The following is an 18,357-nucleotide window of genomic DNA, read 5'->3' as shown; positions in this document are numbered from 1 at the left end:
TAGGATATACTTGAATATAAATGCATTGTTAGGGCGATAAAATGTTGTGTGTTAAAATGAAAGTAGATACAGATGTTCGAAGGGAGTCATTTAATTGGATATTTTAATGGAACGCGCCGTACTTGTCGGTGTTCAAACTCAAAAAGACGAGCATTTTGAGTACTCAATGGAAGAGTTAGGAAATCTTGCAAAAGCTATAAATGTAGAGGTTGTTGGCCAAGTTAAGCAAAACTTGGAGAGAATTAACCCAGCGGCATATGTAGGGATGGGAAAGATTGCTGAAATTCGCAGTTATTATGAAGAAATGGATGCGAACTTAATTATCTTTAACGATGAACTTTCCTCTTCTCAAATACGTAATTTGGAAAACGGACTTGAATGTAAAGTAATTGATCGTACAATGCTCATACTTGATATTTTTGCAAGACGTGCACAATCGAGTGAATCTAGGATGCAAGTAGAACTTGCACAATTACAATATATGTTACCCCGTCTTATTGGATTACGTGCATCATTAAGTAGACAGGGCGGTGGAACTGGTGGCGGTTTCCAAAACAAAGGCGCCGGAGAAACAAAGTTAGAGCTTGACCGTCGTGTAATTGTTGACCAAATAGCTAAGTTAAAGAGAGATTTAAATAGCATGGAAGATCAACGCGTCACTCAAAGAAAGCAGCGCAAGAAAAGTGGCATTCCTGTTGTTTCACTTGTAGGTTATACCAATGCAGGTAAGTCAACGCTAATGAATGCGGTTTTAGAGAAAATTGATACTGAAGTAGGTAAGCATGTTTTTGAAAAAGATATGCTGTTTGCGACGATTGATACGTCCGTTAGACATGTTAAGTTGCCTGATAATAAAGAATTTTTATTAACTGATACGGTCGGTTTTGTTGGGAAATTACCACATAATCTTGTCAAAGCATTTCGATCTACATTAGAAGAAGCTCGAGACGCGGATTTACTTCTACAAGTTGTAGACGTTTCACATCCGGAATACAGGTTCATGATGGATGTGACAAATAAAACATTAAAAGAAGTAGGCGTTGAGGGTATACCAACAATTAACGTTTTTAATAAGTCAGATCTTGCGGATGTTAAGTATCCAAAAGTTAGTGACGATAATATTTGGTTGTCTGCCAAAGAAGGTGCAGGCTTGGATGAGCTTGCAGAACTTATTATTAAACATATATTTAGTAAATATGTAACATGCAAACTTCTAGTTCCTTTTGATCGGGGAGATATTGTTTCCTATCTAAATGAAAAAGCGAATGTAAAAGAAACCACTTATGATGAATCGGGTACGATAATGACTGTTGAAATGTTTCCGGGTGACCGTGAGCGATTTGATGAATTCGTTTTAATTTATTAATACGAATCAATTTTATAATGACCTTAATCTGCTACAACACGCAACCTATAGTTTAAGAACGCTTCAACTCAACTATTTATTATGATGGTGTAGCAATAAAACCCTGTTATGAAATTGATTAATTCACATGAAAAAATGCACCTTTGACTAATATAGTCATGGGGTGCATTTTTTTATTTTAGAGAAAGGGGGATAACTATAATATGCACATAATAATGGAGAGTTATACGTGTAGATTATTGAAAGATTTTATAGGCAGTGATGGGTCTGTAGACTTAACTCGAAAATGTAATACGTTATATGTGATTTTATTGATTGGTAGATTTAGGGAAATTTAAACTGAATAATGTTGTATAATTGAATTTAATAGTATACAAAAATTGGATTCGGGAAGGGTGTAAGAATTTGAAACATTGGATAAACGCATTTGTGATAGGCCTTCTAATTCTTGTGTTGACTGCATGTGCTAGTACCACTGATGATAAGACTAAGACGGATACGACAGATACGACAGATACGACAACTGTAAAAGGTAAGGCAGACACTAAAATTGTGACGGATGAAAAGAAAAAAAGTGATATGACCGCTGAGGAGATTTTTAATAAAGCATATAAATCCGCAAATAATATTCAAAGTTTACATGCGAAAATGAATGTTATTCAAAACATTAAGTCTGCAAACTTAGAGGCTGAGATAAATAATAAAGTAGAAATGGAAATGGATATGATTTTAGCTCCAGTCTCATTGCGCCAACATACAAAAATCAATATTAACGGTGCTGAACCGGTATCGATGCAAATGTATATGACAGAAGAAGGACTTTTCGTAAATGAACCTGAAACAGGTGGGTGGGTACAAGTTCCAAAGGAGTATTATGAAGGAACTGAAGATTCATTGATAGACGAATTGGAGCCAACTTTAGATTACAAAGTATTTGAAGAGTTTGCAAAGGATTTTAGTTTTGATGAAAATGATCAAGAATATATTATGACTTTGAATGGCTCAGGAGATAAGTTTAAAGTACTGATTCAAGAGGGGTTAGCATCATCAGGACTATCAGATATTCTTGGGGACGGTACAGAGGAATTGGAGCAGATTGTCATTCACCAATTAGATTATAAAATCTTTATTGACAAAAAAACTTTTAACACAACTGCTTATCAAATTGTAATGGATATGGAAATGGGCGTAGATGATAACAAGGCTAGAGTGACTCAAGAAGTTATGTTGGTTACAACGCAGATTAATGAAATTAAAGAAATACAAGTCCCTCAAGACGTTCTTGATAGTGTATTGGAGTAACTAGAAAACCAAACGCATGCAATGTAGTTAGACACATTGTATGTGTTTTTTATTTGTCATGTGGAGTTCCGCGTTGATTGGGTTGCTGTTTATTCTCGTTGCTAGTAGATTTGCCCTCGCAACGTATTGAGTTGGTGTTTGAATTACCTACATGCTACTGCAAGTTATGCCAATTTATGCCAAGTTAAAGATAATTTATTGGATAGTTAAACCCTTAGTGATAATCATTGTCAATTAGTGTTGACATTCATTCTCACCGTGTTATAGTTGTTATTGAGTCTAATTGATAATCGTTTTCAACAGGTGATTCTCATTTAGATTCAAATAATCGATATCGAGGCGTCCCGTCCTATGAAGAAACGTTATTTAATTGTTGCTGTAATTGGCCTATCCTTCTTATCTTTATTTGTAGGAGTGAGTCGTATCACACCGATGGATCTTCTAGATTTCCAATCGGAGAAAACGGAAATATTTTTAATTAGTCGATTGCCTAGACTTGTTGCTATTCTCCTTGCAGGTGCTGGGATGAGTATTGCGGGTCTTATAATGCAACAGCTAAGTAGGAATAAGTTTGTTTCGCCTACGACGGCCGGGACGCTAGACGCAACAAAACTCGGGATATTGGTTTCGATGCTTTTATTCACGAATGCTTCTACGATTGAAAAGATGATTGTTGCATTTGTATTTGCGCTTGCCGGCACGCTACTATTTATGCAAATTCTTGATCGCATTAAATTCAAGGATGCAATATTCATACCTCTCGTTGGGATTATGTTCGGGAATATATTATCATCGGTAACAACATTTTTCGCATACAAAGCAAATGTCATTCAAAATATGTCAGCTTGGTTGCAAGGTGACTTTTCAATGATCATGAAAGGTCGATATGAACTATTATACATAAGCGTTCCAGTCCTAATACTAACTTATTTATACGCCAATCGATTTACGGTTGCAGGAATGGGTGAAGACTTTTCAAAAAACCTTGGACTTGCTTATAGACGAATTGTGAATATCGGTTTAATACTTGTCGCATTAATTACAACAACTGTCGTATTGACAGTCGGGATGATTCCTTTTCTTGGGTTAATTATACCGAATATTGTTTCCATCTTTAAAGGAGATCATTTACAGAAGACGTTACCGCATACCGCTTTACTTGGTGCGATTTTCGTACTCGTTTGTGACATTCTAGGGCGTGTACTTATATATCCTTATGAAATATCAATTAGTTTAATGGTAGGCGTTATCGGTAGCGGAATCTTCCTTTACTTATTGTTTAGGGGGAAAGCCTATGCGTAACTCAACCAAAATGATAATTCTAAGCTTACTTGCGCTCTTGTTCTGTAGTTTATATTTGTTCCAAGGATTAAATGGAAGCTACGATTATGCATTGCCGCGCCGAGGTATAAAAGTCCTCGCAATGGCGCTAACAGGTGTAGCAATTGCTTATGCAACAATCATCTTCCAAACGATTACACATAATCGGATTTTGACACCGAGTATTATGGGGTTTGATTCACTCTATATGTTGTTACAAACACTCATGATTTTCTTTCTAGGTTCAACTAGTGTGACAATTGTCAATAAACATGTGAATTTCCTATTATCAGTAATGGCTATGATTATTTTCGCGTTACTACTATATAAGTTCTTATTTAAATCAGGGAAAAGACCAATTTATTTCTTACTTCTTGTAGGAATTATAGTTGGTACGTTTTTTGGTAGTATCTCAACATTTTTACAGGTACTCATTGATCCTAGTGAATTCCTAAGTGTGCAAGATAAAATGTTCGCAAGCTTCAATAACGTGAGTGGAGATCTCGTTTGGTGGGCGGCTGGAATTATTGTCATTGTAATACTAATTGGATTGAAATCAATGAATGATCTTGATGTTCTTTCTTTAGGTAAAGATACGGCTATTAATTTAGGTGTAGATTATCAAGCGATTGTTCGGAAAATGCTTATCTTATCCTCTGTACTCATCGCGGTATCTACCGCGCTAGTTGGACCAATCACATTTTTCGGTCTTATTGTTGCAAATTTATCTTATCAATTTTTCAAAACATATAAACATAAAGTGCTTATTTTAGGAGCATCGATTATGAGCGTAGTTGCGCTTGTCGGTGGTCAGTGGATTGTGGAAAGACTCTTTACATTTTCTACAACACTAAGCGTAATTATTAACTTCGTTGGTGGCGTGTACTTCATTTACTTACTATTAAAGGAGAGTCGATCATCATGATCAAAGTCCGAGAATTAACGAAATTTTATGGCAAAAAAGCGGTCGTTGAAAATGTTAATGTAGAAATACATCGTGGTAAAATTACATCTTTCATCGGACCAAATGGCGCTGGTAAATCGACGTTACTTTCAATGGTTAGTCGTTTGCTTGATGCAGATACAGGTGAAGTGCTCGTTGATAATCATAATATGAAGAAAATGAAGTCCAACGACTTTGCTAAGCGCGTTTCTATCTTAAAACAGTCAAACTTTATGAATGTCCGTTTAACTGTTCGTGAACTTGTTTCATTTGGTCGTTACCCCCATTCGAAGGGTCGTTTGAATGCAGAGGATTTTCGAATCGTTGAACAATCATTAGATTATATGGAATTGGCGGATATGCAGCATAGCTATCTTGATGAATTATCTGGTGGACAACGTCAGCGCGCATTTATTTCTATGGTTATTGCGCAGGATACTGATTATATATTACTCGATGAACCACTTAATAACCTTGACATGAAGCACTCTGTCCAGATTATGAAGATTCTTAGAAGGCTAGTCGAAGATCTTGGGAAAACAGTCGTAATCGTACTTCATGACATTAACTTTGCCTCTGTTTATTCGGACAGAATAGTTGCTTTAAAAGACGGTAAAGTTGTGAAAGATGGACCGACTAATGATATTATTAACACGGAATCCTTGAAAGAAATTTATGATATGGATATCCCGATTCAACAGCTAAATAACTGTCGCATTTGCGTCTACTTTAACTCTTAAATAGAAAAGGATGATTATATAATGAAGAAGATTTTAATAGCAATGATGATGTTCGCGATGATGGCTTTACTTGTAGCATGTGGAGCTGGAGATAAGAAAACAGATTCATCATCAGAGAAACCGGCTGAAGGAACGGCAGCACCAGAAGAAGAGGCAGCAAGTGATGTTGTTGAAGTGAAACATGAACTTGATGAGTCGCCTGTTGAAGTCAAGAAAAACCCTGAAAAAATTGTTGTTTTTGACTTTGGTACGCTTGATACACTTGATGAGTTAGATATTGAAGTTGCAGGACTTCCAAAGAAAACAATTCCTAGTTACCTTGAAAAGTTTGAAGATGAAAAGTATATAAACTTAGGAAGTTTGAAAGAGCCTGACTTTGAAGCAATTCATGCAATGCAACCAGACTTAATTATTATCTCTAGTCGTCAATCTGACCTATACGATGAATTTAAAGAAATTGCACCAACAATCTATTTAGGTATCGATACTACTAACTATATGGAATCATTTAAAAATAATTTGAATACGATTGGTGAAATATTTAATAAAGAAGATGAAATTGCTTCAGAACTAGCTGATATCGAAGAAGAAATTGCTGAAATTAATGAAAAAGCAAGTGGTGTAGATGGTAAAGCTTTAGTAATTCTTGGTAGTGAAGGTAAAGTAAGTGCATACGGCCCAAGTTCACGTTTTGGTATTATTCATGACGTGTTTGGCTTTAAAGCTGCAGATGATAAAATTGAAGCTTCAACACACGGACAAAATATTACGTTCGAATATATTTTAGAAACAAACCCAGATATTCTTTTTGTTATAGATCGTGATACTGCAATTGGCGCAGATTCTACAGTGAAAGCTACTGTTGAAAATGATTTAGTGAAGAAAACAGCAGCATTCCAAAACGATAAAATTGTTTATCTTGACGGAGAAATCTGGTACCTATCTGGTGGCGGACTTAAATCAATGAAAGAAATGATTGAAGAGATGGAACAAGCTTTATAATATATTTTTTAACATAAGTTGAACAAATGGAGACTGGTTCTTAAGTGAACTGGTCTCTTTTTGATTAAATTAGGTATATGAACCAATTTTATAATTCCTTATTCTAACTAACTCTCCGAACGTTTATGTAGTTTAAGCCTTAATTATAGTGGAAGATTACGTCCGTCTGTAACGGAAATAAAGTTGTTCGGATTCCTAACATGACATATCTATTGTGAAATTGATTCATATTGGATGATTTGTTAAATTAACTGAAGAACCTTACAATAAAAGGATAACTGTACGACTTTTACAATAAGGGGATTGAGCATGGATAAAAACATGGACAAGCAAAATAAAATTTCTCGTAATAAATTACTTGGACTCGCGGGTACTGGTTGGATGTTCGATGCTATGGATGTAGGGATATTATCATTTGTAATTGCGGCGATTGCTATTGAGTGGAACTTAACACCATCTGAGATGGGTTGGATAGGAAGTGTCAATTCAATTGGAATGGCTGTTGGTGCCTTTGGATTCGGTCTTTTAGCGGATCGTATTGGGCGTAAGCAAGTTTTTATGATGACAATCGTTTTATTTTCAGTTGCTAGTGGTTTGTCTGCTTTAGCGATGTCGCTTACGGTATTTTTAATTCTACGCTTCTTCGCTGGTGCTGGGCTCGGTGGAGAATTACCTGTTGCTTCAACGCTTGTTTCTGAGAGTGTAGATGCGAAAGAGCGTGGGAAAGTTGTGGTGTTATTAGAAAGTTTTTGGGCAGTAGGTTGGTTATTAGCCGCGCTCATTGCTTATTTTATTATTCCGGACTACGGTTGGCGAATCGCACTCCTTATTACTGCACTTCCCGCATTTTATGCGATTTATTTAAGAAGAAAGTTACCAGATTCACCGAAATTTGTGGAGGATGGTAAACCAAAACAGTCCGCTGGTGGAAAGCTGAAAATGCTTTGGTCGAAAAAGTATATCAGAAGAACATTAATGCTCTGGATTGTCTGGTTTACAGTCGTTTTTTCTTATTACGGAATGTTCCTTTGGTTACCTAGTGTCATGGTTTTAAAAGGCTTCAGTATGATTAAAAGCTTTGGTTACGTTCTAATAATGACATTAGCACAACTTCCGGGTTATTTTTCAGCGGCAGTACTAATAGAACGAGTGGGAAGAAAATTTGTATTGTCAGCTTATTTAATTGGGACTGCGCTAAGCGCACTCGCTTTTGGGAATGCTGATACGCTTCCGATGTTACTTTTATTTGGTGCGTTATTATCCTTTTTCAATTTGGGTGCATGGGGTGCTTTATATGCGTATTCACCTGAACAATATCCAACTGCTATTCGAGCAACGGGTTCTGGGATGGCAGCAGCAGTTGGAAGAATAGGTGGCATTTTTGGGCCTTTACTTGTTGGATCATTACTTGGAGCTGGCTATGGTTTTGGTTTGATTTTTAGTATCTTCTGTGGTGCTATTATAATCGGTGTTCTAGCGGTTGTGTTTTTAGGGACAGAGACGAAACAATTAGAGTTAGAATAAATAAAGAGCCTACCTTTTATTATGGCGGAAGCAGAAAGCGGAAGTTTCGAATGTAGGATAAAATAAGTACAACGCCAAGGAACTGCTGTGCTATTATGCTCAATTATGACTGTAGTAGGGTATTTATTTTGATATTACCAGTATCTCCTTGCTATAGTTAAAAATGTAAACAAGCAGATAGGAATGAGGAATATACATATGAAAAAAGTATTGCAATCTTTATTATTAGGTATTGTTCTAGTTATCGCACTTACAGCATGTGGCAATGACAAGCAAGATAAATCGAATGAGTCGACTGTTAAAAAGGAAGATGAAGCCAATACTGTAGAAGAAAGCGAAGAGATAGATGAGTTGGTGAATGAAGAAGAGGAAATTCCACAAGAAGAATTATTAATCGGTATCACAATGGATGATTTTAAAAAGAATTTTAATGAGTATAGATCCGAGAATGAAATAGATCTTGAAATTGGGGATTATGAATGGTCTGAACATGAGGGAAGCTTTAAGACGGCATCTGTAGAGTTAACTGATGAATATCGAGTAACGGGTCTTATTTATGAAGACGGACCTGAGTTGACATCCGCACTTTTAGAAGCAGAAGATTATGAATCTAGGGAAATTGTTTTTGGTTTAATTAAAACTTTAATTAAATCAACAAATAAAGAACTATCTGATAAGGATATTAAAGGTATTATGAAGGATTTAAGTTTAACTGATTCTAGTGATGATGGAGATGATTTGGAGATCCAAACGGTTCACCAAGGAGTTAAATATATAGTAAACGATGAAAGCGGTTATTCGCTTGAGTTTGCAATTGCGGATGAAAGAGATCCAAACTTTGAAGTAGAAGAATGAATGGATAGTCGGCCTAGCACATGGGGAAACCTTGTGTTGGGCCGTTTTTAATTAAAAGGAAAGATGAATGCCGGTAGTCTTTTCTTTAGTGGAATGATGATTATTGTTAAACTTAACAATACTGAAAGAGGTGTTCTGATGTTTCGTATTCCAGAGTCGATTGCCGAGCTTGGTAAACAACGAATAGAGGGATTTCCAGTAGAAGGATTTGTGTATGGTGAGGGACCACGCATGCCAGAACTGATGCTAATCGGTGAAGCGCCAGGAGAATTTGAACTTGTTGATGGTATTCCTTTCATTGGTCGAGCTGGTAAAGAGTTGATGAAGTCACTTGCGACAATAGGTTTGACACGAGATGATGTGTATATTTCAAGTGCGGTTCGGAGTAGACCGTATCGTTGGGGAGAGAAAAAAGAACGAGACGGTACTATGACAGAAAGAAAATATAATCGACCACCAAAACAAAAAGAAATTATTGCGCATGCGCCTATACTTGATTATGAACTGTTAAATGTGAAACCAAAATTGATCGTCACGCTGGGGAATGTTGGTTTACAGCGCTTGTTGGGAAAAACCGCGAAAGTGACAGAACTACATGGTCAATTGCTCGAAAAACGAGTTCAGTATTTGGAAAACTTGGACGACCGAACGTTTACATTGACGGATGCAACGTATAAAATTGTTCCGACATTTCATCCTGCATCCGTTTTTTATCGCCCGTCGCACAGACCTTCCTTAGAAGCAGATTGGTTAGAAATTGGTCGGTTACTTGCAAAAATGGATTAGTTCTAAAGTAATGATTTGCCGATATATACTACGTGAGCGCCGATATAACACTTAGTTGCGCTGATATAAACTTATTAAACACTGATATAACACTCGTAAGCGCTGATATACGCGTCAAACTGTCCAATATATTTGATACCACAAATAGGAAGGTAGGAAAACATGAAAAACAAGGGGAAGATGGAAAATACCTCTTCAACAAAGAGCTTTTTTACTCTATTAAAAAGTTTGAAGTGGCCGATAGCTGTGACAGTTATTGCACTAACTTTATCACTTATAGAAACTGTTGCTGGCCTCGTCATTCCACTGATTACGAAGAATCTAGTGGATACATTGACAGAGGCTTTATTTAATTGGAAAACAGCTGCAGTATTGTTCATTATCTTCATCGTCCAAGCTATTTCGGGTGGAGTTTCTTATTATTTATTAACATACATAGGGGAAACCATTGTTGCGGATTTGCGTGGGAAGTTGTGGTTTAAGGTACTTCGTTTACCGGTGTCGTATTATGATGCCAATGAAACCGGAGAGACGATGAGCCGGATTACGCAAGATACGACAACACTGAAAGATCTTGTGACTAATCATTTTGTGACGTTTATATCGGGGACTATTTCAATTATCGGCTCTATTATTATATTGTTTTTCTTAGATAGGGAAATGACACTTATTATGCTTATAAGTATTCCAATTAGTATGGCCATAATTTTCCCGCTTGGTAAAATTATGAACAAAATTGCCAAAGCAACTCAAGCTGAGATGGCGAAGTTTTCAGGACATTTAGGGCGTGTTCTTGGTGATATTCGACTTGTTAAGGCGTATCAAGCAGAACCGGCTGAAGGTAAACAAGGTGAGAAGGCGATTCGTTCATTGTTTAGTTTTGGTTTAAAGGAAGCAAGAATCCAGGCAATTATTTCACCTGTGATGACATTGATTATGATGAGTATTCTAGTTGTAATTCTTGGTTATGGTGGTGCACAAGTTTCGAGTGGGAATTTGACGCCAGGTACACTTGTTGCAATTATCTTCTTTATGTTTCAAATAATTATCCCATTTGCGCAGATGGCATCGTTTTTCACTTCATTCCAGAAAGCGGTTGGTGCTACGGAGCGAATTCAAGCAATGCTTAAAATGGAAAGTGAAGTCGCGGAAGGCGTCAAAACAGTCAGGGATGACAAGATTTGTTTCAATAATGTCTATTTTGAATATGAATCTGGTAAAGAAATTATAGGCGGCATTTCGTTTGAAGCACATCCAGGAACAGTTACGGCTTTTGTAGGGCCAAGTGGCGGGGGAAAGACAACAGTATTTTCGTTGTTGGAAAGGTTTTATAACCCAACTAAAGGGAATATTACAATTGGTGGAACCCCAATTGATACCATTGCACTTTCAACTTGGCGTGCGCAAATTGGTTACGTTTCGCAGGAGAGTCCTTTGCTAAGTGGTTCTATATTAGACAATATTGCTTATGGATTGGATGTACGCCCAACAATGGAAGAAGTTATCCGAGCTGCAGAATCGGCAAACGCTCTTAATTTTATTGAAGAAATGGATGAACAGTTTGAAACGTTAGTAGGGGAGCGTGGCATGAAATTGTCGGGCGGACAAAGACAGCGAATTGCAATTGCGAGAGCACTTCTTCACAATCCTAAAATTCTTTTATTAGATGAGGCAACATCGAATTTAGATAGTGGTTCAGAAACACATGTCCAAGAGGCATTATCAACGTTAATGGAAGGCCGAACGACGTTAATCATTGCGCATCGCTTGGCAACTGTTCTTCACGCTGATCAAATTCTCGTACTCGAAGCTGGGCAGATAACGGGTAGTGGGAAGCATGATGAACTATTTAAATCACATAAGTTATACCGAGAGTTTGCAGCAGGGCAAGGATTGTCTTAACAGGGAGATGAAATTTTGATTAGATTTGAGAATGTAACGAAACAGTTTCCAGACGGGACAAAGGCATTGAAAAATGTTTCGGTAACAATCCCGACGCATCAATTGACTGCAATTATTGGACCTAGTGGTTGTGGGAAAACGACATTAATGCGGATGATTAATAGATTGGAAGAACCGACTGAAGGCGATATATATATAGATGAGCAACTGATTTCCGAAAAGGATGTGGTAGAACTTAGGCGTTCAATAGGGTATGTCATCCAACGTATCGGCCTTATACCACATATGACAATTGAAGAAAATATCTCACTTGTTCCAGAATTATTAGGATGGGATAAGAAGAGAATTGCATCCCGTGTCCATGAGTTACTTGAAATGGTTGATTTGGATCCGACTACATTTAAAGGGCGCTATCCATTTGAACTTTCAGGTGGGCAACAACAAAGAGTTGGTGTTAGTCGCGCGCTGGCGAGTGATCCAGATATTATTTTAATGGATGAACCTTTTTCTGCGCTTGATCCAATTAGTCGGGAACAACTTCAAAAAGAATTAAAAAAATTACAGCAGAAAATAAAGAAAACAATTGTGTTTGTCACTCATGACATGGATGAGGCATTGGAAATTGCGGATTCAATTATCGTGATGCGGGATGGTCATATAGAACAAATTGCAAAGCCGGTTGATTTAATTGAACACCAGGCAAATGATTTTGTGCGTGATTTTATTGGACAGGAAAGAATTGATAGTCGTAGAGATTTTAGTCAAAGACTATTAGTAGAGTTTCAATCGTTTTTTGATGAAACATGGACTGGACATGTTGTTGAATGTGATTCGGCAACAACAGTTCAAGAAGCGATAAATATGTTGGATGCTAACCCGAATAGTCGATTAGCTATTATGGAAAATGGATTGCCAGTTGGGATAGTCGGCCATCATTCTTTATTGAAAGCATCGATGAGAGAGCGGGGCGTTACTAATGCGTAACTTTATAGAAACCGTTAGTAGTCGATCTGATTTAATAACTGAAGCTTTTTTACAACATATATTTCTTTCATTCACAGCACTTGCAATCGGTATTTTAATAGCGTTACCCGCTGGTATTCTTGTGGCTCGTTATAGTCGTTTTGCGGAACCAATTATCGGGATAACAGCGGTTTTACAAACGATACCGAGTCTAGCACTTTTCGGAATTTTGGTACCGATTATTGGGATTGGATCGAAAACGGCACTAATTGCGCTTGTTATTTATGCATTACTACCGATTGTTAGAAATACATATGCGGGGTTAACGGGGGTCGATGAATCGATTATTGATGCAGGTCGCGGCATGGGAATGACCCCGAACCAAATATTAAAGAAGATAGAGTTGCCGATTGCTTTACCAGTTATTATGGCGGGCATTCGCACTGCTACTGTACTTACGGTAGGGGTTGCGACACTTGCAACATTTGTTGGTGCTGGTGGATTGGGTGACGTTATTTATAGAGGATTACAGTCATATAATAATGCGCTTGTTCTGGCTGGTGCAATTCCAGTAGCATTGTTAGCGATAGCTTTTGATTTCATGTTAAAAAGGGTAGAGAAGAAAATAACACCAAAAGGGGGAATTTAATTGAAAAGAAGTTTAGGAGTATTATTACTTTTATTAACAATAATACTAGCCGGATGTGGTCAAAAAGATGAAATAGTGATAAGTGGGAAACCATGGACTGAACAGTTTATCTTGCCGTATGTATTAGGTATATATATTGAAGAAAAAACGGATTACAAAGTAACTTACAAAGATGGGCTAGGTGAAGTAGCGATTATGACGCCAGCTATCGAAAAAGGTGATATTGATTTATATGTTGAATATACAGGTACGGGTTTGAAAGATGTATTGAAAGAGGAATCTGCTGCAGGTGAAAGCGTAGAGAGTGTATATGAACGTGTGAAAAAAGGTTATGAGGACAAGTTTGAAGTGACTTGGCTTAAGCCGTTAGGATTTGAAAACGGCTATACGCTTGCTTATTTAAAAGATGAAGATATAGAGGCTAAAACTTACTCAGAGCTAGCACAATTATCAACAGAAAACGCAATGACATTTGGTGCACCACATGCATTTTACGAGCGTAAAGGTGACGGATTTGAAGATATGGTAAAGACATATGGATATACTTTTGCTAGCACAAAAAGTCTAGATCCAAATGTTATGTATGAAGCTGTAAAAAATGGAGATGTAGATTTAATTCCCGCATTTACAACAGATAGCAGAATTCAACTATTTGAATTAGCGACTACAAAAGACGATTTAGGTTTCTTTCCGAAGTATGAAGCTGCACCTGTTGTTCGTCAAGCTACTTTGAAGAAATATCCGGATCTTGAGAAGGTTTTAAATGAGCTAGGTGGGAAGATTAGTGCTGAAGAGATGATGCAAATGAATGCCCATGTTGATTTGGATAAACAAAAACCTGAGGATGTAGCAAGAGCATTCCTTTTAGATAAGGGTTTAATTAAGGAATAAAAGGAAAGTATTGTTGGTATATATATATAATGGAGGCCATTCACTTATGTATAAACCCATTGATGAATCATTTTTTGAAGTATCAGGTTTGGAGCTGGCTCGAAATTTATTAGGACAGTTTATTGTCCATGAATTGCCCACCGGGATAGTTGTGGCTAAGATTGTTGAAACAGAAGCATATCAAGGTGCTGAGGACCAAGCGGCACATAGTTTTGGTAATCGCAGAACGAAGCGAACTGAAATTATGTTCGAGAAGGCGGGATTTGTATACACTTACCAGATGCACACGCATACTTTAATAAATGTTGTCGGAGGAGATGTTGGAACGCCGCACGCTATTCTCATCCGTGCAGTTGAACCGGTGGAGGGAATAGAGTTTATGAGAGAAAATCGAGGTACTCAATTTAAAGATGTAGACTTAACGAACGGTCCGGGGAAATTGACGAAAGCATTAGGAATAACGAAGGATTATTATGGACATTTTTGGACAGAGCGACCATTATTTATTGCTGAAGGACCTGGTGTTAACGAAATAGCAGCAGGCCCTCGCGTTGGTATAGGAAATTCAGGTGAAGCTGTTCATTATCCATGGCGATTTTATGAGAAAGACAATGCATTTGTCTCTAAATTTCGTTGAGTTATTTAATATTAAGTTTAGGTTTTAAGTAGTTATCCTATTCGAGAAATAAACTAAGAACAGATTTAGCAGCTGGTTCTTTTTGACTTTTGAAGTTTGTAAAACGTACATAGTCGTGTTATGTTTTCGTATATTACCTTTTTTAAGTCGGATAATTAGAACTGATTTTGTTTTAATGCAACTAGAAGAAATGGGATGAAGTAATGGGGAAAGTTTTGAAAATGGCAAGTGCTTTCATAGGAATTATTGTAGGTGCAGGATTTGCTTCTGGTAAGGAAGTTTTACTCTACTTCACGAGTTTCGGTAGTTTAGGAACGATTGCAGCTATAATAGCGTCTGTACTTTTCGCATATTTAGGTATGACTTTAACTAGACTGGGAAGTCGTTTAAGAGCAACGTCACATAAAGACGTCATATATAAAATTAGTGGTCGTTATTTGGGTGTTATTGTTGATTACATTATTATTTTCACCCTTTTTGGTGTCGGGGTCGTAATGATTGCTGGCGCTGGTTCAAATTTAAATCAGCAGTTTGGTTTAGAACCTTTTATTGGAAGTTTACTTATGGTTGTTATGATTTTTCTAACTGCAATGCTAAGTGTTGATAAAGTAGTGGCGGTTATCGGAAGTATTACGCCGTTTCTAATTGTAACGGTAGTCATTGTTGCAATTTATAGCTTAGTAACGATGGATACGTCTTTCAGTGTTCTGGATCCAATTGCGCGTGATGTAAAAACAACGTTGCCAAATTGGTTCATTGCTGGAATTAACTATGTGTCATTTAATATTGCGTTAGGTGCATCAATGGCACTTGTAATGGGTGGGGCAGAAGAAGATGAGAAAATCGCTGCTTGGGGTGGATTAGTTGGTGGCGTTGGTCTTGGTTTGCTAATACTTTTAAGCCATCTTGCTATCTTTTCGAAAGTGGATATCGTTGCGGATTATGATTTACCGATGTTGAAGATAGTATCTGATATATCACCAGTTTTTGGAATACTCATGTCCCTCATACTATTTGGAATGATTTTCAATACAGCTGTTAGTATGTTCTTTGCTTTTGGTTCACGCTTTATGGAAGCGGGTACGAAGAAGTTTAAAGTGTTTATTGTTATATCTCTTGTCATCGGGTTTGCTGCAAGTTTTGTAGGATTTACTGATTTAGTAGAATTCTTTTATCCTTTAATTGGGTACTTAGGATTGTTTCTCGTTGCAGCACTTATTTTAGCGTCATTTAGACTACCGCCTAAAGTTAATAGATAATATGAAGGTCAGCATATAGTCTCGCTATTCAGCGTGATAATATGCTGACCTTTTACTATACATATCTGGGATTGCATTGGATTTATCCGATTAAAAATGTTTTAATAGTACTAAGTACAAGTTACATCGGAAGGATGAAAGACTTGCTTCACTATAAAACATTTGAAAAAAACCCAAGTAACCCGTGGGTAACTTTTCTCCACGGAGCGGGCGGTAGCTCTTCAATTTGGTTTAAACAAATACGCGAATTTAGGAAAAACCATAATGTTCTTCTTTTAGATTTAAGAGGACATGGACAATCTGGTAGAGGTCTTTGGGAAAAAGGGGATACTTTCTCTGATATTTCAAAAGAAGTTATTGAAGTACTAGATGAAAAAAATATTGAGAAAACCCATGTAATCGGCATGTCACTGGGTACGGTTGTGGCACAAACGATGGCTGATAATCATCCTGAACGTGTTGAGTCACTCATTTTAGGCGGAGCAATAATCCGTTTTGATATACGTACAAAACTATTATTATGGACCGCACGTGCGACGAAGTCTTTTGTTCCTTACATGTTTCTTTATAAAACATTTGCCTATATCCTGATGCCGCTAAAAAAGCATGAAGAATCTAGATTAGCATTTGTTAATGAAGCTAAGAAAATGTGTCAAAAAGAATTCATTAAATGGATGTCGCTGACAAAGCTTATTAATCCGTACTTATCAAATCTCCAAATCTCAACAACAGCTATACCTACATTGTTTCTAATGGGGGATGAGGATTATTTATTCATTCCGCCAATTGAGGAAGTTGTCCGTCGGAATAAGGGTTTTGAGTTTGCTAAAGTTGAAGATTCTGGTCATGTTTGTAATATTGATCAACCTGAAGTTTTTAACCGATTATCGATAGCGTATATTAATAAAATAGAACAAAAAAAAGCCGCTAATTGAATAGCGGCTTTTTAATATTTTAAACGTTTGCAGTTTCTAGCGCTATTGCTGGACCGAAGAACTCAAAGTGTAATTTATCTTCAGTAACGCCAATGCTATATAATTCTTTTATTACGACTTGCATAAATGCAACGGGTCCACAAACATAAACGTCGCTGCCTTCTATTACGTTAGATGCGAGGAACTCTCTGTTAATGAAACCATCGCCTTCTTCTGAGTAAAGTGCTTTATATGTTGAATTAGGTAATGAAGCATTAATACTACGAATCTGGTCATCAAATGCTTGGTGTTTACGAGTGCGTGCTGAATGTAAGAATGCGACAGAACGCTCAGGTGAAACTTTTGAAATTGTTTCGTACATGCTCATCATAGGCGTGATTCCTACACCGCCACTAATAAAAGTAACCGGGACTGTACTTTCAGTATCAAGGTGGAAATCTCCAGCAGGTACGCTTACTTCTAAAGTGTCACCAATATTCATTTTATTGTGAAGGTAAACGGAAACGACGCCATTCACTTCAAATTCTGACTCGCGTTTTACAGAAATTCGATACAAGTCACCTGTTTCTGCTTGAGACAAACTGTATTGACGGTTTAAAGTATATTCAGCACCTGGAATTGTAATGCGTACTGTAATGTATTGACCAGGCTTATAAGAAGGAACATTTTTACCGTCTACGGGTTTAAGATAAAACGATGTAATGACGTCACTTTCCTCAACTTTATCAACAATTTTAAAGTCTTTGAAATCTCTCCAACCATCGTCTGCTTGCTCAGCTGTATTGTACATTTCTTTTTCAATGCCGATAAATACCCCCGCAATAACACCGTATGCTTCTCCCCATGCACCAATAATTTCAGGAGTTGCAGCATCACCGAGTACTTCTTTAATTGCGCCTAAAAGATAGTAGCCAACAATCGGATACTGATCTTCTTTAATGCCTAATGATTTATGTTTGTGTGCAATTTGAACGACAGTTGGTAAAATTGCGCCTAAGTTATCGATATTTGCAGCAGCAGCATAAACTGCATTTGCAAGAGCTGTTTGTTGACGACCTTGTGACTGATTCACATGATTGAAAACGTTCAAAAGTTCAGGATGCGCTTCGAACATATTTTTATAGAAAACTGTTGTAATTGTTTTTCCGTGTTCTTCTAAGACGGGTACAGTCGACTTGATAATGTCGATCGTTTCTTTTGATAGCATGGGTAAGCACGACCTTTCTTATTTGTATAAACCAATCATAACAGCTATCATTATTTAAAGATATATATTAAATACA

17 protein-coding genes are annotated in these 18,357 nt (G+C 37.1%); 16 read left to right on the top strand and 1 reads right to left on the bottom strand.

Annotated features, from left to right (window positions below; translation table 11 throughout):
• Window positions 1–94 precede the first annotated feature (94 nt).
• From hflX to AC3RV6_RS16680, 16 genes are all read left to right on the top strand, one after another.
• A complete protein-coding gene (gene hflX, locus AC3RV6_RS16755) occupies window positions 95–1,366 on the top strand; it encodes a GTPase HflX (protein ID WP_489747093.1) in 1,272 nt (423 codons plus the stop codon).
• 405 nt (window positions 1,367–1,771) lie between these two features.
• Window positions 1,772–2,668, top strand: coding sequence for a DUF6612 family protein (locus tag AC3RV6_RS16750; protein WP_489747092.1), 897 nt, complete (start codon window positions 1,772–1,774; stop codon window positions 2,666–2,668).
• A gap of 351 nt (window positions 2,669–3,019) precedes the next feature.
• Window positions 3,020–3,970, top strand: a complete 951-nt coding sequence (locus tag AC3RV6_RS16745) for an ABC transporter permease (protein ID WP_489747091.1) — start codon at window positions 3,020–3,022, stop codon at window positions 3,968–3,970.
• Entirely contained in the window at window positions 3,963–4,913 is a 951-nt protein-coding gene (locus AC3RV6_RS16740) for an iron chelate uptake ABC transporter family permease subunit (protein WP_489747090.1), read from the top strand. The genes AC3RV6_RS16745 and AC3RV6_RS16740 overlap by 8 nt, the downstream gene beginning before the upstream one ends.
• Entirely contained in the window at window positions 4,910–5,671 is a 762-nt protein-coding gene (locus tag AC3RV6_RS16735) for an iron ABC transporter ATP-binding protein (RefSeq protein WP_489747089.1), read from the top strand. Before AC3RV6_RS16740 ends, AC3RV6_RS16735 begins: the two co-directional genes overlap by 4 nt.
• Before the next feature lie 21 nt (window positions 5,672–5,692).
• Window positions 5,693–6,673, top strand: a complete 981-nt coding sequence (locus AC3RV6_RS16730; protein ID WP_489747088.1) for a siderophore ABC transporter substrate-binding protein — start codon at window positions 5,693–5,695, stop codon at window positions 6,671–6,673.
• A 309-nt stretch (window positions 6,674–6,982) separates the two neighbouring features.
• Window positions 6,983–8,197 (top strand): MFS transporter, encoded by a 1,215-nt coding sequence (locus tag AC3RV6_RS16725; RefSeq protein WP_489747087.1) that lies wholly within the window; start codon window positions 6,983–6,985, stop codon window positions 8,195–8,197.
• 198 nt (window positions 8,198–8,395) lie between these two features.
• A complete protein-coding gene (locus AC3RV6_RS16720) occupies window positions 8,396–9,052 on the top strand; it encodes a hypothetical protein (protein WP_489747086.1) in 657 nt (218 codons plus the stop codon).
• Window positions 9,053–9,190: 138 nt separating this feature from the next.
• A complete protein-coding gene (locus AC3RV6_RS16715) occupies window positions 9,191–9,838 on the top strand; it encodes a uracil-DNA glycosylase (protein ID WP_489747085.1) in 648 nt (215 codons plus the stop codon).
• A gap of 162 nt (window positions 9,839–10,000) precedes the next feature.
• The gene (locus AC3RV6_RS16710; protein WP_489747084.1) at window positions 10,001–11,740 is read left to right on the top strand and encodes an ABC transporter ATP-binding protein; all 1,740 of its coding nucleotides are present in this window, start codon (window positions 10,001–10,003) and stop codon (window positions 11,738–11,740) included.
• Between the two features lie 15 nt (window positions 11,741–11,755).
• A complete protein-coding gene (locus AC3RV6_RS16705; protein ID WP_489747083.1) occupies window positions 11,756–12,724 on the top strand; it encodes an ABC transporter ATP-binding protein in 969 nt (322 codons plus the stop codon).
• Complete coding sequence (locus AC3RV6_RS16700) at window positions 12,717–13,352, top strand: ABC transporter permease (protein WP_489747082.1); 636 nt, start codon at window positions 12,717–12,719, stop codon at window positions 13,350–13,352. Before AC3RV6_RS16705 ends, AC3RV6_RS16700 begins: the two co-directional genes overlap by 8 nt.
• Window positions 13,353–14,243: a glycine betaine ABC transporter substrate-binding protein gene (locus AC3RV6_RS16695; RefSeq protein WP_489747081.1), complete on the top strand. Its 891-nt coding sequence runs from the start codon at window positions 13,353–13,355 to the stop codon at window positions 14,241–14,243.
• A 46-nt stretch (window positions 14,244–14,289) separates the two neighbouring features.
• Complete coding sequence (locus AC3RV6_RS16690) at window positions 14,290–14,880, top strand: DNA-3-methyladenine glycosylase (RefSeq protein ID WP_489747080.1); 591 nt, start codon at window positions 14,290–14,292, stop codon at window positions 14,878–14,880.
• 203 nt (window positions 14,881–15,083) lie between these two features.
• Window positions 15,084–16,139, top strand: coding sequence for a YkvI family membrane protein (locus tag AC3RV6_RS16685; protein ID WP_489747079.1), 1,056 nt, complete (start codon window positions 15,084–15,086; stop codon window positions 16,137–16,139).
• A gap of 143 nt (window positions 16,140–16,282) precedes the next feature.
• A complete protein-coding gene (locus tag AC3RV6_RS16680; protein ID WP_489747078.1) occupies window positions 16,283–17,074 on the top strand; it encodes an alpha/beta fold hydrolase in 792 nt (263 codons plus the stop codon).
• Between the two features lie 19 nt (window positions 17,075–17,093).
• Here AC3RV6_RS16680 and hmpA read toward each other — a convergent pair whose 3' ends face one another.
• Window positions 17,094–18,281: an NO-inducible flavohemoprotein gene (hmpA, locus tag AC3RV6_RS16675; RefSeq protein ID WP_489747077.1), complete on the bottom strand. Its 1,188-nt coding sequence runs from the start codon at window positions 18,279–18,281 to the stop codon at window positions 17,094–17,096.
• Window positions 18,282–18,357 lie beyond the last annotated feature (76 nt).

The sequence above is a fragment of the Sporosarcina sp. So3-204 genome (assembly GCF_058068165.1).
This window is presented reverse-complemented; position numbering and strand designations above follow the sequence as displayed.

Bases quoted from the DNA above. Each gene is read 5' to 3' on its own strand.
- AC3RV6_RS16730 (WP_489747088.1), top strand. From the start codon at position 5,693: ATGAAGAAGATTTTAATAGCAATGATGATGTTCGCGATGATGGCTTTA.
- AC3RV6_RS16700 (WP_489747082.1), top strand. From the start codon at position 12,717: ATGCGTAACTTTATAGAAACCGTTAGTAGTCGATCTGATTTAATAACT.
- hmpA (WP_489747077.1), bottom strand. From the start codon at position 18,281: ATGCTATCAAAAGAAACGATCGACATTATCAAGTCGACTGTACCCGTC.
- AC3RV6_RS16720 (WP_489747086.1), top strand. From the start codon at position 8,396: ATGAAAAAAGTATTGCAATCTTTATTATTAGGTATTGTTCTAGTTATC.
- AC3RV6_RS16735 (WP_489747089.1), top strand. From the start codon at position 4,910: ATGATCAAAGTCCGAGAATTAACGAAATTTTATGGCAAAAAAGCGGTC.
- AC3RV6_RS16745 (WP_489747091.1), top strand. From the start codon at position 3,020: ATGAAGAAACGTTATTTAATTGTTGCTGTAATTGGCCTATCCTTCTTA.
- AC3RV6_RS16690 (WP_489747080.1), top strand. From the start codon at position 14,290: ATGTATAAACCCATTGATGAATCATTTTTTGAAGTATCAGGTTTGGAG.
- AC3RV6_RS16725 (WP_489747087.1), top strand. From the start codon at position 6,983: ATGGATAAAAACATGGACAAGCAAAATAAAATTTCTCGTAATAAATTA.
- AC3RV6_RS16685 (WP_489747079.1), top strand. From the start codon at position 15,084: ATGGGGAAAGTTTTGAAAATGGCAAGTGCTTTCATAGGAATTATTGTA.
- AC3RV6_RS16715 (WP_489747085.1), top strand. From the start codon at position 9,191: ATGTTTCGTATTCCAGAGTCGATTGCCGAGCTTGGTAAACAACGAATA.
- AC3RV6_RS16710 (WP_489747084.1), top strand. From the start codon at position 10,001: ATGAAAAACAAGGGGAAGATGGAAAATACCTCTTCAACAAAGAGCTTT.
- AC3RV6_RS16740 (WP_489747090.1), top strand. From the start codon at position 3,963: ATGCGTAACTCAACCAAAATGATAATTCTAAGCTTACTTGCGCTCTTG.